Source organism: Photobacterium piscicola, assembly GCF_046058925.1.
Taxonomy (GTDB): Bacteria; Pseudomonadota; Gammaproteobacteria; order Enterobacterales; family Vibrionaceae; genus Photobacterium; species Photobacterium piscicola.
Window position 1 is genome coordinate 306,226 of record NZ_CP175534.1, and the last position, 17,060, is coordinate 323,285.

The following is a 17,060-nucleotide window of genomic DNA, read 5'->3' on the forward strand; positions in this document are numbered from 1 at the left end:
AGCGAAAAGTGGTCTTTATTTCATGACTCTAATTTCGGTTAACCCTCGCCACGCGCATTCGGTACTGTTATTTGAGTGCTAAAATGACTAGAATTAGACCAACAACGCTGTATCTTTCTAGTAACCGTTAACGAATTCGAGCCCTTATGTCGCTATTGCCAGTTTTAATCTTTCCAGATGACCGTCTACGTACTGTAGCCAAGCCCGTTGCGGCGATCACGCCACAAATTCAGCAGATCATTGATGACATGCTTGAAACCATGTATGAAGAAGAAGGTATCGGCCTTGCTGCAACTCAAGTCGATATTCATCAACAAATCGTGGTTATCGATGTTTCTGAGCAACGTGATCAGCCAATGGTGCTAATTAACCCTGAAATTACGGCAGCTCATGGCGATGAAGGCATTGAAGAAGGGTGTCTTTCAGTACCAAGTGCTCGAGGTTTTGTTCCTCGCGCAGCAACCATCACTGTTTCCGCATTGGATCGTGACGGCAACCCGCTGACCTTTGAAGCAGAAGACCTACTTGCTATTTGCATTCAACACGAATTAGATCACCTTGCTGGTAAGCTATTTGTTGATTACCTATCGCCACTCAAGCGTCAACGCATTAAAAGCAAATTAGAAAAACTAAAACGTTCTATCTAACAACATCACCATTCGAGGTTATCTTGAGTAAACCATTACGCATTATTTTTGCAGGTACGCCTGACTTCGCCGCCCGTCATTTGGCGGCGTTATTGTCTTCACAGCATCAAGTTGTTGCGGTTTACACCCAACCCGATCGCCCTGCGGGTCGCGGTAAAAAACTCACTGCAAGCCCGGTGAAAAATATCGCCGTAGAACACGATATTCCAGTGTTCCAACCAGCCTCGCTGCGTAACCTTGAAGCTCAACAACAACTGGCAGCTATTGAAGCCGATATTATGGTTGTTGTTGCTTACGGTTTATTATTGCCTCAAGAAGTACTTGATACACCACCACTCGGTTGTATTAATGTTCATGGTTCAATTTTGCCACGCTGGCGTGGCGCTGCACCTATTCAACGTTCAATTTGGGCAGGTGATAGCGAGACTGGCGTCACTATCATGCAAATGGATATCGGCCTTGATACGGGTGACATGCTACAAGTCGCAACGTTACCCATCACGGCAACCGATACCAGTGCCACTATGTATGAAAAATTAGCAAACCTTGGCCCAAGTGCATTGATTGAGTGTTTAACAACGATTGCCAATGGCACTGCGGTTGCGACCAAACAAGATGACGGTCAAGCAAACTACGCCAAGAAATTAAGCAAAGAAGAAGCACAAATTGATTGGACTATGGACGCAGCAGCTATTGAGCGTTGTGTGCGAGCTTTCAACCCATGGCCAATGAGCCATTTCACTGTTGCTGAGCAAACTATCAAAGTATGGCAAACCAGTGTAGAAGAAGACAATCAAGGTCAACTACCGGGTACGATTTTAGCGGCAGATAAACACGGTATCGTAGTCGCAACAACAACTGGTGCATTGCGTTTATTGTCACTGCAGCCTCCTGGTAAAAAAGCCATGTCAGTCGCGGATTTATTAAATTCACGTCGAGAATGGTTCCAAGTCGGTAACCAACTTTAAACACCAAGGCCAGGGTTAAGTCACTGGCTTTTCTTTTTCAGATTAACCACGTATCGCCAGCATCAACGGCGTTCAGGAAACAGCTATGAATGTAAGAGCCGCTGCGGCCAAAGTAATATATCAGGTCGTCGATCAAGGGCAGTCATTGTCTGCCGCGCTACCGTTAGCGCAGCAGAATATTAGAGAACGTGATCATGCTTTATTGCAGGAAATCTGCTACGGCGTATTACGCTGGCTACCTCGATTAGAGTCAATCACTCAAGCATTAATGGAGAAGCCGCTGACAGGTAAACAACGTGTTTTCCATCACCTAATCTTAGTTGGTTTATATCAATTAGGTTATATGCGTATTCCTGCTCATGCCGCAGTCGCTGAAACAGTCGATGCCACAAAAACCCTTAAAAAACCGCAATTACGTGGGTTAATTAACGCCATTTTACGTAGTTACCAACGTCAAAAAGAAGCGTTAGATGAACAAGCGGTTAGTCATGACGCAGGTAAATATGGCCATCCAAGTTGGTTATTGAAATTACTTAAAGCCAGCTACCCTGATGACTACGCCGCCATCTGTGAAGCTAATAACACTAAAGCGCCAATGTGGTTACGAGTAAACAGTCACCATCATGATCGTGACACTTACCGTGCATTATTGGATGCAGAAGGTATTGCAACCGAATTGCACCCACAAGCAGCAGACGCATTGCGTTTAATTTCACCGTGTGATGTCACTAAATTACCCGGTTTTAGTGATGGTTGGGTTTCAGTACAAGATGCTGCTGCACAACTTGCTGTGGATTACCTTAAACCACAACCCGGCGAATTGATTCTTGATTGTTGTGCCGCGCCTGGTGGTAAAACAGTTCATATCATGGAACGCGTACCATCGACACAAGTGGTGGCGATTGACTGTGATGAGAATCGTCTTAAACGAGTGCATGAAAACCTTGAACGTTTACATCTGACCGCACAAGTATTATGTGCTGATGCACGTTATCCTGAGCAATGGTGGCATGGCGAAAAATTTGATCGCATTTTGCTGGATGCACCTTGTTCTGCAACGGGCGTTATTCGTCGTCATCCTGATATTAAATGGTTACGTCGAGGCGAAGATATCGCAGCATTAGCATTGCTACAGGCTGAGATTTTTGATGCTATGTGGTTACAGTTAAAACCAGGCGGTACTTTGGTTTATGCAACGTGTTCAATCACACCGCAAGAAAACTGCGATCAAGTAAAAGCATTCTTAAGCCGTACTGCTGACGCAGCCTTAATCGATAGCGATCCTGCCTCTCCTGGCCGCCAAATTTTACCCGGCGAAGAGGCGATGGATGGTTTTTACTATGCAGTATTAACCAAAGCAAACTAAGATAAATTACTAATAATAGCGGAACTTGGCTTCAAGATTCCGCTTTTTAGTCTCTTTTATACGCCACTTACTGTCGATTTTATGGCACAGTGACTGTTAGTTGGCATTACTTCATCAGGCATAGGCTATGAAAATCATCATTCTCGGTGCTGGACAAGTTGGCGGCACTCTTGCTGAAAACCTTGTTGGCGAGAATAACGATATAACTATCGTTGATAAGAACCCAGAACGTCTTCGTGAACTGCAAGATAAATACGACCTGCGTGTTGTTCAAGGCTTTGCGAGCCACCCGCAAACACTTCGTGATGCCGGCGCGCAAGATGCTGATATGTTAGTTGCAGTAACCAACTCTGACGAAACTAACATGATCGCATGCCAAATTGCGTTTTCATTATTTAACACCCCTAACCGTGTTGCTCGTATTCGTTCACCAGAATACTTACGTGAAAAAGAACAATTATTTCAATCTGACGCGGTTCCTGTTGATCACCTTATTGCGCCAGAAGAATTGGTTACCGATTACATTGAACGTTTAATCGAATATCCAGGGGCATTACAAGTGGTGAGCTTTGCTGAAGAAAAAGTCGGCTTAGTGGCAGTGAAAGCCTATTACGGTGGCCCACTGGTGGGTAACGCATTATCAGCACTGCGCGAGCACATGCCGCACATTGATACTCGCGTAGCAGCCATATTCCGTCAGGGTCAGCCAATTCGCCCCCAAGGTACCACCATTATAGAAGCTGACGATGAAGTGTTCTTTGTCGCAGCAAGTAACCATATCCGTTCAGTAATGAGTGAACTACAGCGATTAGAGAAACCCTATAAAAGGTTAATGATTGTTGGTGGTGGTAATGTTGGTGCAGGTTTAGCTCGCCGCTTAGAACAAAACTACAGTGTTAAATTAATCGAGCATAATCAACAACGTGCCGAAAACCTATCGGAAATGTTGCAAGACATCATCGTCTTCTGTGGTGACGCGTCAGATCAAGAATTACTTAGTGAAGAACATATCGAACAGATTGATGTGTTTATTGCCGTTACCAATGATGATGAAGCCAATATCATGTCAGCCATGTTGGCTAAGCGCTTAGGCGCGAAAAAAGTAATGGTGTTGATTCAACGTGGTGCGTATGTTGATTTAGTCCAAGGTGGCACCATTGATATTGCGATTTCCCCCCAACAAGCAACCATTTCTGCATTACTAACCCATGTTCGTAAAGCTGATATCGTTAACGTATCATCGCTACGTCGTGGTGCAGCTGAAGCCATTGAGGCGATTGCCCATGGTGACGCCAGTACATCAAAAGTAGTTGGCCGGACCATCAGTGAAATCAAACTGCCACCCGGTACAACCATTGGCGCAGTTGTTCGTGGAGAAGAGGTTCTTATTGCCCACGATCGCACCATGATTGAGCAAAATGACCACGTAGTTATGTTCTTAGTTGATAAGAAATATATTCCTGACGTTGAACGTCTTTTCCAACCGAGCCCTTTCTTTCTGTAACAGCTTATGGTTAATTTACGTCCAATATTATTTGTACTCGGACTGGTGCTATCTAAAATAGCCCTGTTTATGTATGTACCCACTTTGGTGGCCTTTTTTACTGGCACCGAAGGTTTCATGGATTTCGCAGCGGCAGTGCTGATTACTCACTCCGTGGCGTTCTTGTTGCTATCTTACGGGAAAACTGACGAATTTAAGCTTAGTGTGCGGGATATGTTCCTGATCACCACGCTGGTGTGGACGGTTGCCAGTGCGTTTGCTGCGCTGCCGTTTGTGTTTATTAATCACATCAGTTTTACTGATGCATATTTTGAAACCATGTCAGGCATCACCACCACAGGTTCAACAGTATTAAGCGGCCTCGATCAAATGGCACCCAGTATTTTACTGTGGCGTTCGACGTTGCAATGGCTTGGTGGGGTCGGATTTATTGTGATGGGGGTGGCTATTTTACCGATGCTTAACGTCGGTGGTATGCGACTCTTTCAAACCGAATCATCAGACTGGTCAGATAAAAGTTCCCCCCGTACCAAAAGTGTCGCTAAAAATATTATCAATGTATATTTGATATTAACCGTGCTGTGTATCATTGCGTTTATGCTCGCTGGCATGAACACCTTTGATGCGATTAACCACGCTTTTACGACACTTTCAACGGGCGGTTATTCAACCTCTGATGGTTCAATGAACCACTTTTCACACAGTGCACAATGGGTAGCAACCTTCTTTATGTTTGCTGGCGGACTGCCGTTCTTATTGTTTGTTCAAGCATTAAGAAAGCGTCATCCTCGCACCTTGTTGGGGGATGCTCAAGTTAAGGGATATACATTATTTGTGGTGGTGGCGAGTTTGATTGTTGCGGGTTGTCTGATCTTTAATAAAGGTTATTCCGTCCTTGATGCGATGAGATTATCCTTTTTTAATATTATCTCAGTGGTTACCACAACCGGCTTTGGTCTAGGTGACTTTACTGCTTGGGGGCCATTACCGACAATTATTTTTGCGTTCACATTACTGGTTGGTGCTTGCTCAGGTTCAACCAGTGGCGGTATTAAAATTTTCCGCTTCCAAATTGCATTTGCACTTTTACGTAAACATATCATGCAATCTATTCACCCATCGGCCCTGTTCATTCAACGCTATAACGGTCGTCCAGTCACCGATGATATCGTGCGTTCAGTAGTGGCATTAGTGTTTACTTTTATCATGACCATTATTGTGATTGCCGCAGTATTAGCATTACAAGGCTTAGATCCGGTCACCAGTATTACCGGTGCAGTAACCGCAGTGGCTAACGTCGGTCCTGGTATGGGTACCGTGATCGGCCCAACAGGTAACTTTGCCAGCTTACCAGATTTATCAAAATGGACCTTAAGTTTAGGCATGCTGATGGGACGCTTGGAAATATTAACCGTGTTAGTGGTTTTTGCTCCTGCCTTTTGGCGTGATTAATCACGCTTTAATAAGACTCAAAAACAATAAGAGAGCGCATAGCGCTCTCTTTTTTTAGGGATAAATCTACCGTGGTTAGTTACGGTTTAATATAAAAATAAATCGCACAAAAATGACAAATTGAGCCACCTAAAACAAATAAATGCCAAATAGCATGGTTATACGGAATGCGTTTATTAACGTAAAATACCACCCCTAAAGAGTAAATCACGCCACCAAGCGCCAATAATATTAATCCACCGGGCGCTAATGATATCGCTAACTGATAAATCACAATCACTGAAGCCCATCCCATCGCTAGATACATCCATAGCGACAGTTTTTTAAAACGATGGATAAAAATAATTTTAGCCACAATACCCAGCAGTGCCAATACCCATAATATAGCCATTAATCCCAGTGCTAGAGGTGTACGCAAGGCAATTAATAGAAACGGGGTATAGGTACCAGCGATTAATAAATAAATCGCACAATGGTCAAAGATCTTTAATGGTTTTTTAGCCGCGGTACTTGGAATGGCGTGGTATAAGGTTGAGGCGAGATACAATAAAATCATACTCACGCCATAAACAATATAACTAACAATACTTAATGTATCAGCTTGCAATGAAAAGGCTTTATCTAGCAACAAATACAGACCAAACACTGAAAACAACAGTCCAAGACCGTGACTGACACTATTCGCGACTTCTTCCGCTGTTGAATAACCTAGCTCACGTTTGATCACATTATTCATGGTTTATATATCCCAAAAGACACTTAATTCACTAACTACTGCTTTTCAGCTTACACTTGTAAGCTTAAATTAAGCAACCTTTTGTTGGTCAATTTGTGCCAGTTTTGAAATTGATAAAAAAAAGGAGCCATTTGGCTCCGTAGTATCATTTATTGATTATTGCAATAACTCTAACGTTGCCTGACGGGCAGCGTCTGGATCATGTTCTAATATACCATCAACAATCCGCTGATGAACATCAAGCTTCATCACTTGCTCGCGGGTTACGACTCTAAAATAATTTTCAAACACCGCTTTGAACAAGTTTCCAAATGGGCTAATAAAATGATTACCTGAAGAAAAATAAACCAATTGATGAAAGCGGGTATCAATCTCAATCCAACGCTCTTGATCAAAATTGTCTTTCATTTGGTGCATTTGGTGCATCAGTAGTTCGAACTCCAGCCGATCTTCTGCTGTTGCATGTTCAGCGGCCAATGCCGCCGCTTCAGGCTCTAATGTTAACCGGACTTTTTGATACTCCATGATCAACTGTGAGTCCGAATCAAAATCTAACCAAGCCAATAAATCTTGATCAAGATAATTCCAATTTTTCTTTGGCATTACTCGCGTACCAATACGAGGACGAGGCAATACCATGCCTTTCGCGGCTAACATTTTTATAGCTTCACGAACGGCAGTACGGCTCACACCATACATTTCGCCTAACTCAACTTCGCCCGGTAAAATACCGCCAGGGGCAGGATCACCAATTAAGATACGACGACCAATAGACTCTGCTAATCGGTAAGATAAGTTACGATTGGCAACAATACGTTGCTGCTGCTGATCCATAGATCCTCTCCCAAGGCTTCTGTTGTACTACTCACTAGCGCTAAATTAGTGTAATCCTAAATGCTCGCTACTGCCGTAACCTTTATTTCGATAAAGATCGAACGACACGGTGCATCAAGGGGGCAATTATTGCAATAGTTACTATATAAACAACGTAATAATTAGATATTAGCATTTTATTGCTCATTTTATGCTCGACTTTTAATTATCTGGTTGCTATCCTCAGCGCGATTTGATTAATAACCAAGCAATATTCTGGTGGATGGGTTCTACCCAGCAGGGAGTTTTCCCTTCAGAAATATTTTTAATTTTTTGGCCATGGATGAGCCTGACAATAGGTGACATATGCGCCCAGCATCCCCCGTCAGGTATGCAAGTACCCCACGTAGCCCATCACGTTTACGTGCCACTTCCCACGCTCCACATTTTAAGGTTAATGCGAAAAAATCGCTCACGACTGACGTGCATTTAACCAGCGCCGATGCACAATTAGATCAGCAACAAATATTGCCTGAACTGATTAACAGTCAACAGCAACAACGTTAACCCTAATATTAAGCAGCTTTGGCTGCTTTTTTATTAACAATATTTTGGCATAAGACATTCATTGTAACCGAGCAGGGTTTGTTATAATTTATCCACACTAAAATAATGATAATACAATCGTATAACGATTGATTCAGCCCAAGCTACGGAGTTAACAATGAAAACCCATCGCGTTAATGAACTGATTGAATTACTGCACCCTGAGTGGAAAAAAGATCCTGATCTTAACTTAGTTGAGTTCTTACTAAAATTAGCAGCAGAAGCAAAATACCAAGGTCCACTAGAATCACTGACTGATGATGTCTTAATTTACCATTTAAAAATGCGCAATAGTGATAAAGACGCCATGATTCCTGGTCTTGCTAAAGATTGCGAAAACGATTTTAAAACCGCTATTTTACGTGCGCGCGGTATTATCAAATAGTCACTAATCCTATTAGATTATTTATGGAGCCAGTTATGACTAACTGGCTTTTTTTATAGCTGAAAATCCTTCTCTTCCGCCATCACCATCATGTTTAATTTGTTTTAATTCTATTCGCGGTTAAGCTAAACCACTCTTCCAAGCCAGATTCAGGATTCAGTCATGGAAAAACAAAGTTTTAGTTTTGCAGATCTCAGCCCAGATGTACTGCTCGATGCACTCGATAGTGTCGAAGTACATGCTGAGTCCGGTTTATTGGCACTTAATAGTTATGAGAATCGCGTCTATCAATTTAAAGCTGAAGATGGTCAACGTTATGTGACTAAGTTCTACCGCCCCGCACGATGGAGCGATGACCAAATTGATGAAGAACATCAGTTTACGCTTGAACTTGAACAACAAGATATTCCAGTCGCAGCGCCTATCGCTATCAATGGCAACACGCTACATCACTATAATGGCTATCGGTTTGCTGTTTTTCCAAGTGTCGGTGGGCGTCAATTTGAAGTCGATAACTTTGATCAATTAGAGTGGGTAGGACGCTTTTTAGGTCGTATTCATCAAGTCGGTAAACGCCAACCCTTTGTCCATCGTCCAACATTAGGCTTAGAGGAATACGTTTATCAACCACGCCAAATTTTGGCTAATAGCGATTTTATTCCTGATTACCTAAAACACAGTTTTTTTGCCGATCTTGATCGCTTAATTACAGAAATTGAAAGCCATTGGTCAACTGATTGGCCGGCTTTGCGCCTACATGGTGATTGTCATCCTGGCAATATTTTATGGCGTGATGGACCAATGTTTGTCGATTTAGATGATGCTCGTAACGGCCCTGCCATTCAAGATTTATGGATGATGCTTAATGGTGAACGTCACGATCAACTCGCACAGCTTGATACAATAGTTGAAGCTTATAATGAATTTGCCGATTTTGACCCACGCCAGCTAAAGTTAATCGAACCTTTACGTGCGTTAAGAATGGTGCACTATATGGCGTGGTTAGCAAAGCGCTGGCAAGATCCAGCATTTCCACGAGCTTTTCCATGGTTTGGCGATGCAAAATATTGGGAAGGCCAAGTTTTGGCCTTTAAAGAACAGATTTTCAGCCTTAATGAATCACCATTACAGCTTATGCCTCAATGGTAATTGACTATAAAATAACATTATTAATTATTATACTCAGCTAATATCTAATTAACGACACGGATAATCAGGAACCCCAAAATGATGAAGAACTTACTTGCGCTAGTCAGCGCTGCTTTATTGTCTTTTTCTGTTCACGCAGCCAAATTTACGGAAGGCGACTACTACAAGGTATTAGATCAACCACAATCAACAACCCCTGTTGTGACTGAATTTTTCTCATTGTATTGCCCACATTGTTTTCAATTTGAGCCAATGATGCGTGAATTAAAAACCAAGCTACCAGACAACGCTAAACTTCAGAAAATGCACGTGTCATTTATGGGCGGCCCAATGGGTAAAGTCATGAGTAAAGCATTTGCAACGGCGGTAGTATTAAACGTTAGTGATAAAATGGTGCCGGTATTATTTAACCGTATTCATACCCTTAATCAACCACCAAAAAACGAAGCAGAAGTTCGTCAGATTTTTATTGATGAAGGTATACCTGCCGCTGAGTTTGATGGTGCATTCAACAGCTTCGCGGTTAACTCAATGGTTAGCCGGTTTGATAAAGCCTTTGAAGATGCAGGCTTAACGGGTGTACCTGCGGTAGTGGTTAATAATAAATACTTAGTTCAAACGGGCAAAATTAAATCAGCTGACGAATATTTTGAATTAGTTAACTTTTTACTCAAGAAGTAATTCCACGAAGCTTACAACGGTTGCCTTTAACAAAGAGGCTTTTAATTAGCCTCTTTGTTATTCCTTTAAATGACCTGACTGCTAAGTTGTTTCAACAATCTATCCATCGCTCGATACCCTAATGCTTCAGCTAGATGTGAACGCTGAATCTGATCCTGCTCGGCCAAATCTGCAATCGTACGCGCAACCTTAATAATACGATGATAAGCACGAATCGATAATCCAAGTTGATGCAATGCATTTTCTAAAAACTCGGCGTCTTTAAACGATAATCCGCAATATTTATCTAATTCACGGGTCGAAAGTAAGGCATTTACCTTGCCACAACGGGCCAGCATGCGCTCACGAGCCTGATCAACTCGCGCCTTAATAACTGAACTCGGTTCTCCACGATCACCTCCAGTGGTTAGTGTGCCACGGGGCAATGCGGGAATTTCTAATGACATATCAAACCGATCTAGCAATGGTCCCGATAAACGGCTTAAATAACGTAAAATAGCTTGCGGGTTAGTTCGAGATTGGTTGCCTTCGTAATACCCTGTCGGGCTAGGGTTTAATGCACCTATTAATTGAAACCGAGCGGGAAAGGTCGTTTTTGCCGTTGCTCGTGAAATTACAATTTGTCCTGACTCTAACGGCTCACGCAATGAATCTAGCACTTTTCTCTCAAATTCAGGCATTTCATCTAAAAATAATAGCCCATTGTGCGCGAGTGAAATTTCACCCGGTTTAGGCACTGAGCCCCCACCTACAAGGGCTGCCATTGAACTTGAATGGTGCGGTGTACGAAAAGGGCGGTTAAGCCAATTACCTTGATGCAATGATTGCTGAGTCAAAGAAGCTACCGCGGCGGTTTCAATGGCTTCTTCGTGGGTCATTGGTGGTAATAAATCCCGTAAACGAGAAGCCAACATAGTTTTTCCTGTGCCTGGTGGACCAAGTAGCAATAAATTATGACTTCCCGCGGCAGCTATTTCTAAAGCGCGTTTTCCTTGTTGTTGACCAATAATATCTTGCATATCACGTTGTTCATTCGTAGTTGCAGGCGTTATCACATGCGGTTGAAGATATAACTGTAACTGTTGCTGACCACACAAAAAACCACATACAGCTAACAAACTAGGGGCTGATTTATGTTGTTTTTGCGCCACTAACGCCACTTGATCACCATTATGGTCAGGCACAATTAAACACCGCTTGGCTTTTAATGCAGCCAATGCCGCCGGTAATGCACCTTTAACAGCCCGTAAATCACCCGATAATGCTAATTCACCAATAAACTCATACTGCGCTAATTTATCAGAAGGAATTTGCCCTGATGCCGCTAAAATGCCAAGCGCAATCGGTAAGTCAAACCGTCCACCTTCTTTGGGTAAATCAGCAGGGGCTAAATTGACCGTAATTCGCCGTGATGGAAATTCAAATTGAGCATTGATAATCGCGCTTCGTACACGATCTTTAGCTTCTTTTACGGTAGTTTCTGGTAAACCAACCAGTGTGAAACTGGGCATTCCATTACTTAAATGGACCTCAACTGTTACTGGTGGGGCTTCCACGCCCACACAAGCGCGACTATGAACAATAGCAAGTGTCATTGATGACTCCACTGACTGGTAATTTACACCATGGGGTTAATGAAATTTATCGAAGGTGTTACATCAAAGCCCCATTAATGCTGCTAAATTACTTATAAAACCAAATTTTTTGCTTGTCATGTGACGAAGATCTGTGTTACCACTTATGTATAGCAACAACTAAACAATAAAAGTTGGACAATTATGCATACAATCGCAACATCCCTCGTACTCATTATTAACGTCGTCGTGGTGATTATTTCACCGCGCAGGGGATGTGTAGGCGTACGTTAATGCGACCAAAACACAGTAAAGCCCCCGCACTGAAAAGTTCGGGGGCTTTTTTAAATCAGCAAATTTAAATCGTAATCAGCATTGATTTGATTTTAGTTACATACGCAAGGAGCAGCGATGACAGGGGCAGAGTTAGTCGTACAAGCGCTGCAACAGCAGGGAATAACAACCATCTTTGGCTATCCGGGCGGCGCCATCATGCCCATCTATGATGCACTTTATGATGGTGGAGTGGAGCACATTTTATGTCGCCATGAACAAGGGGCTGCGATGGCAGCTATTGGCATGGCACGGGCGACCCAAAGTGTTGCGGTCTGCATGGCAACATCAGGGCCGGGTGCAACCAATCTAGTCACAGGATTAGCTGACGCTTTAATGGATTCAGTGCCATTAGTCGCCATTACCGGTCAAGTGGCAAGCTCGCACATAGGGACTGATGCTTTTCAAGAAATGGATGTGATTGGCATGTCACTGTCATGTACTAAGCACAGTTATTTAGTGACTGATATTAACGAGCTCGCCCCCACATTAGCGGAAGCTTTTGTGGTTGCCCAAAGTGGCCGTCCTGGGCCCGTTATTGTTGATATCGCCAAAGATGTGCAACTGGCAACAGCACCAACAATGGTACTTCCAACAGTAATTCCGCCCCCGTTACCAATAGCGACAACTGCCGCTATCGAGATGGCGCAACAATTATTGGCACAATGTCAGCGACCCGTGCTGTATGTCGGTGGTGGAGTACAAATAGCCCAAGCAACCGCGACACTGCGTCAATTTTTAACCCTTAATCCTATGCCGTCAGTCAGTACTCTTAAAGGCTTAGGCTCAGTCGCCCGTCATGATCCACATTACCTTGGTATGTTGGGAATGCATGGGACTAAAGCAGCAAATTTAATCGTACAAGAGTCTGATTTATTAATCGTTGTTGGCGCACGATTTGATGATCGTGTTACCGGAAAATTGGATACCTTTGCCCCTCACGCCAAGGTGATCCACCTTGATATTGATGCCGCAGAATTTAATAAACTGCGTCATGCTAATGCATCTTTACGCGGGGACATTAATGTTATTTTGCCGCAACTTGAACTTGGGCAAGATATCAGCCGCTGGTTAACTCATAGTGAACATCTACGCCAGATCGGTAAATGGCGTTATGACCACCCAGGAGAGTTAATTTATGCGCCTTTACTGCTCAAACAACTGTCAGACATGATGCCAAATAATAGCATCGTTTCGACCGATGTTGGCCAACATCAAATGTGGGCAGCACAGCACATTCAACCACGTGAACCTCAAAATTACATTACCTCGGCTGGACTTGGCACTATGGGTTTTGGCTTACCTGCAGCGATGGGAGCCAGTGTTGCACGCCCAGATTCTCAGTCGATATTAATCTCGGGGGATGGTTCATTTATGATGAACGTACAAGAACTTGGCACCCTTAAACGCCGCCAAATTCCAGTCAAAATGGTGCTGATTAATAACCAACGTTTAGGCATGGTACGTCAATGGCAATCACTGTTTTTTGATGGTCGCCACAGTGAAACAATTTTGGATGATAATCCTGATTTTGTAATGCTCGCGCGTGCATTTGATATTCCAGGTAAAACCATTACTCGTAAAGAAGAAGTTGCTCCCGCATTAGCTGAAATGCTAGCAAGCAGTAGTGCCTATTTGTTACATGTGGTTATTGATGAAGAACAAAATGTATGGCCACTGGTGCCACCAGGTGCGGCAAATCAGGATATGCTGGAGAACACATAAATCATGGATAGATATTTAATTACCATTAAAGCGAACGATAAACCGGTATTACTTGAACGTATTTTACGGGTCATTCGCCATCGTGGATTTGTGATCAAGAAAGTGGATGCGACCCAAAATCATCATAGTAATATCGCCGCGATAGAAATTATTGTTGATAGTGATCGCCCGATTAGCATTCTGATCAATCAAATAGAAAAACTCTGGGATGTAACCACCGTTACGACCTCACAAATCGAAAATTTGGATTAAATTTAAAAAGGGAATTCACCATGGCAAACACCGCTGATTTTATTTGGTTTAACGGTAACATCGTACCTTGGGCAGAAGCCAATGTTCACGTTCTTACCCATGCAATGCATTATGGCACCTCTGTTTTTGAAGGTATTCGTTGTTATGACACACCACAAGGACCGGCAGTTTTTCGCCACTCTGAACACATGCAACGCCTGCTTAATTCCGCCAAAATCTATCGCTTTCCGATTCCTTATAGCTGTGATCAACTGATGGAAATTTGCCGTGAAACCATTCGCGTCAACAAACTTAATTCAGCCTATATTCGCCCATTAGGTTATGTGGGTAATGTTGGTTTAGGCGTCTGTCCTCCGGTTGATACCATCATGGATCTGATTGTTGCCGCTTTCCCATGGGGTTCATATTTAGGTGAACAAGCATTAGAAAATGGCGTCGATGCGATGATTTCGAGCTGGAACCGCGCCGCGCCTAATACCATTCCAACCGCAGCTAAAGCTGGCGGTAACTACTTATCATCACTGCTTGTTGGCAGTGAAGCCCGTCGCCACGGGTATGCCGAAGGCATAGCTTTAAGTGTTGATGGTTATCTTTCAGAAGGCGCAGGCGAAAATATTTTTGTAGTGCGTAATGGCGTACTTTCAACCCCACCAACCACCAGTGCAATCTTACCGGGTATTACTCGCGATACCATCATGGTACTCGCCAAAGAACGAGGCTATGAAGTACGAGAAGAAAACATCGCTCGAGAAGCCCTTTACCTAGCCGATGAAGTGTTCATGACTGGCACGGCGGCTGAAATCGTTCCTGTTCGTAGCGTGGATAAAATTACGGTTGGAGCAGGTAAACGCGGGCCGATTACCCACCAACTACAAACTGATTATTTTGGGCTCTTTAACGGTGAAACCGACGATAAATGGGGTTGGTTAGACTACGTATACCCTGCCAAATAATACGCCACAGTTTGCGTTAATTAATGACGTCAGCCATCGTGACGATGGCTGAGCTAAAAAGGATTTTATTGTTATGCCTAAGTACCGCTCAGCAACCACAACTCATGGCCGAAATATGGCAGGTGCACGCGCATTATGGCGCGCAACAGGAGTTAAAGATCAAGATTTTGGCAAACCGATTATTGCGGTAGTGAACTCGTTTACTCAATTTGTACCCGGTCATGTTCACTTAAAAGATTTGGGACAGTTAGTTGCCGAACAGATTGAGCAAGCAGGAGGCATCGCCAAAGAATTCAATACCATCGCGGTTGATGACGGTATCGCAATGGGTCATGGCGGGATGCTGTATTCATTGCCATCTCGCGAACTCATTGCCGATTCAGTTGAATACATGGTCAATGCTCATTGCGCCGATGCCATGGTGTGTATCTCTAACTGTGACAAAATCACCCCTGGAATGTTAATGGCCTCATTGCGGTTAAATATTCCGGTAATTTTTGTTTCTGGCGGTCCAATGGAAGCAGGCAAAACGAAGCTTTCAGAGCAAGTGATCAAACTTGACTTGGTTGATGCGATGATCCAAGGTGCGGATCCTTCTGTTTCTGACGAACAAAGTGAGCAGATCGAACGATCCGCCTGCCCAACCTGTGGCTCATGTTCTGGAATGTTTACCGCTAACTCGATGAACTGTTTAACTGAGGCATTAGGCTTAAGCCAACCGGGTAATGGTTCAATGTTGGCAACACATGCGGATCGTGAACAGTTATTTATCAATGCAGGCAAACGCATTGTGGCGCTGACTAAACGTTATTATGAACAAGATGACGCCAGTGCATTACCGCGTAATATTGCCAATAAACAAGCTTTTGAAAATGCGATGGCACTCGATATTGCAATGGGTGGTTCTAGTAATACCGTCTTACATTTATTGGCCGCCGCTCAAGAAGGTGAAGTGGATTTCACTATGGCGGATATTGATCAAATGTCACGTCGCGTGCCTCAACTGTGTAAAGTTGCCCCTTCAACCCCTAAATACCATATGGAAGATGTTCACCGTGCGGGTGGCGTTTATGCCATTTTAGGAGAACTTGATCGCGCCGGATTATTCCATAACCAATGCCATAATATTTTGAGTGAAACCTTTGCCGAAAGTCTGCGCCATTACGATATTGTCCAAACTCAATCTCAAGCAGTAAAAGATTTCTTCCGCGCCGGTCCTGCAGGCATTCGTACCACTAAAGCGTTTTCACAAAACTGTCGCTGGGACACCCTTGATGATGATCGTCAACATGGCTGTATTCGTAGTCGAGAATTTGCGTTTAGTGATGAAGGTGGATTGGCGGTGTTATCTGGCAATATGGCGCTTGATGGCTGTATCGTTAAAACCGCAGGTGTTGATGAAAGTTGCCTAACCTTTACCGGACCGGCGGTGGTATTTGAGAGCCAAGATACTGCAGTTGAAGGTATTTTAGGTGGCAAAGTCAAAGCAGGGGATGTGGTTGTGATCCGCTATGAAGGCCCGAAAGGTGGCCCAGGAATGCAAGAAATGTTGTATCCAACCACCTACTTAAAATCAATGGGGCTGGGTAAAGAGTGCGCCCTAATCACTGATGGTCGATTCTCTGGCGGCACCTCGGGATTATCGATTGGTCATGTGTCACCTGAGGCTGCTAGTGGCGGCACTATTGGCTTAATTAATAGTGGCGATATGATCGCGATTGATATTCCTAATCGCAGTATCAACTTATTGGTTGATGATGCCACTCTCGCCACTCGCCGTGCAGAAACTGAATTACGCGGCTGGAAACCTGTCGATCGCGAACGTCAGGTGTCATTAGCACTTAAAGCCTATGCGCTACTCGCAACCAGTGCTGACAAAGGCGCCGTACGTGATAAATCAAAGCTAGAAGGATAAC

16 protein-coding genes are annotated in these 17,060 nt (G+C 43.6%); 13 read left to right on the forward strand and 3 right to left on the reverse strand.

Annotated features, from left to right (window positions below):
- Positions 1–146 precede the first annotated feature (146 nt).
- The 5 genes from def (at position 147) to ACJZU6_RS01510 (ending at position 5,937) form a co-directional block, all read left to right on the forward strand.
- Positions 147–647 (forward strand): peptide deformylase, encoded by a 501-nt coding sequence (gene def / locus ACJZU6_RS01490; protein ID WP_080159084.1) that lies wholly within the window; start codon positions 147–149, stop codon positions 645–647.
- A 23-nt stretch (positions 648–670) separates the two neighbouring features.
- On the forward strand, positions 671–1,615 hold the full coding sequence (fmt, locus tag ACJZU6_RS01495; protein WP_107277144.1) for a methionyl-tRNA formyltransferase: 945 nt from the start codon (positions 671–673) through the stop codon (positions 1,613–1,615).
- Positions 1,616–1,700: 85 nt separating this feature from the next.
- A complete protein-coding gene (gene rsmB, locus ACJZU6_RS01500) occupies positions 1,701–2,981 on the forward strand; it encodes a 16S rRNA (cytosine(967)-C(5))-methyltransferase RsmB (RefSeq protein WP_080159082.1) in 1,281 nt (426 codons plus the stop codon).
- Positions 2,982–3,108: 127 nt separating this feature from the next.
- Positions 3,109–4,485 (forward strand): Trk system potassium transporter TrkA, encoded by a 1,377-nt coding sequence (trkA, locus tag ACJZU6_RS01505; RefSeq protein WP_408900545.1) that lies wholly within the window; start codon positions 3,109–3,111, stop codon positions 4,483–4,485.
- Between the two features lie 6 nt (positions 4,486–4,491).
- Positions 4,492–5,937, forward strand: coding sequence for a TrkH family potassium uptake protein (locus ACJZU6_RS01510; RefSeq protein WP_080159081.1), 1,446 nt, complete (start codon positions 4,492–4,494; stop codon positions 5,935–5,937).
- 79 nt (positions 5,938–6,016) lie between these two features.
- On the opposite strand, the gene ACJZU6_RS01515 is transcribed toward ACJZU6_RS01510, so the two are convergent.
- Positions 6,017–6,673, reverse strand: a complete 657-nt coding sequence (locus ACJZU6_RS01515; protein WP_080159080.1) for a PAQR family membrane homeostasis protein TrhA — start codon at positions 6,671–6,673, stop codon at positions 6,017–6,019.
- Positions 6,674–6,829: 156 nt separating this feature from the next.
- Complete coding sequence (locus tag ACJZU6_RS01520) at positions 6,830–7,507, reverse strand: FadR/GntR family transcriptional regulator (protein WP_107277146.1); 678 nt, start codon at positions 7,505–7,507, stop codon at positions 6,830–6,832.
- Between the two features lie 345 nt (positions 7,508–7,852).
- On the opposite strand from ACJZU6_RS01520, the gene ACJZU6_RS01525 reads away from it, so the two are divergent.
- The 4 genes from ACJZU6_RS01525 (at position 7,853) to ACJZU6_RS01540 (ending at position 10,307) form a co-directional block, all read left to right on the forward strand.
- The gene (locus tag ACJZU6_RS01525) at positions 7,853–8,053 is read left to right on the forward strand and encodes a hypothetical protein (RefSeq protein ID WP_080159078.1); all 201 of its coding nucleotides are present in this window, start codon (positions 7,853–7,855) and stop codon (positions 8,051–8,053) included.
- A gap of 157 nt (positions 8,054–8,210) precedes the next feature.
- Positions 8,211–8,477, forward strand: coding sequence for a YihD family protein (locus ACJZU6_RS01530; protein WP_080159077.1), 267 nt, complete (start codon positions 8,211–8,213; stop codon positions 8,475–8,477).
- 162 nt (positions 8,478–8,639) lie between these two features.
- Positions 8,640–9,626 (forward strand): serine/threonine protein kinase, encoded by a 987-nt coding sequence (locus tag ACJZU6_RS01535; RefSeq protein WP_080159076.1) that lies wholly within the window; start codon positions 8,640–8,642, stop codon positions 9,624–9,626.
- A 78-nt stretch (positions 9,627–9,704) separates the two neighbouring features.
- The gene (locus ACJZU6_RS01540) at positions 9,705–10,307 is read left to right on the forward strand and encodes a thiol:disulfide interchange protein DsbA/DsbL (RefSeq protein ID WP_080159075.1); all 603 of its coding nucleotides are present in this window, start codon (positions 9,705–9,707) and stop codon (positions 10,305–10,307) included.
- Between the two features lie 65 nt (positions 10,308–10,372).
- On the opposite strand, the gene ACJZU6_RS01545 is transcribed toward ACJZU6_RS01540, so the two are convergent.
- Positions 10,373–11,902: a YifB family Mg chelatase-like AAA ATPase gene (locus ACJZU6_RS01545; protein WP_080159074.1), complete on the reverse strand. Its 1,530-nt coding sequence runs from the start codon at positions 11,900–11,902 to the stop codon at positions 10,373–10,375.
- A gap of 390 nt (positions 11,903–12,292) precedes the next feature.
- On the opposite strand from ACJZU6_RS01545, the gene ilvG reads away from it, so the two are divergent.
- From ilvG to ilvD, 4 genes are all read left to right on the forward strand, one after another.
- Positions 12,293–13,939, forward strand: coding sequence for an acetolactate synthase 2 catalytic subunit (gene ilvG, locus ACJZU6_RS01550; RefSeq protein ID WP_080159073.1), 1,647 nt, complete (start codon positions 12,293–12,295; stop codon positions 13,937–13,939).
- A 3-nt stretch (positions 13,940–13,942) separates the two neighbouring features.
- On the forward strand, positions 13,943–14,191 hold the full coding sequence (gene ilvM, locus ACJZU6_RS01555) for an acetolactate synthase 2 small subunit (protein ID WP_080159072.1): 249 nt from the start codon (positions 13,943–13,945) through the stop codon (positions 14,189–14,191).
- Positions 14,192–14,211: 20 nt separating this feature from the next.
- A complete protein-coding gene (gene ilvE / locus ACJZU6_RS01560) occupies positions 14,212–15,144 on the forward strand; it encodes a branched-chain-amino-acid transaminase (protein WP_327770141.1) in 933 nt (310 codons plus the stop codon).
- A 73-nt stretch (positions 15,145–15,217) separates the two neighbouring features.
- Positions 15,218–17,059: a dihydroxy-acid dehydratase gene (gene ilvD / locus ACJZU6_RS01565; RefSeq protein ID WP_080159070.1), complete on the forward strand. Its 1,842-nt coding sequence runs from the start codon at positions 15,218–15,220 to the stop codon at positions 17,057–17,059.
- Position 17,060 lies beyond the last annotated feature (1 nt).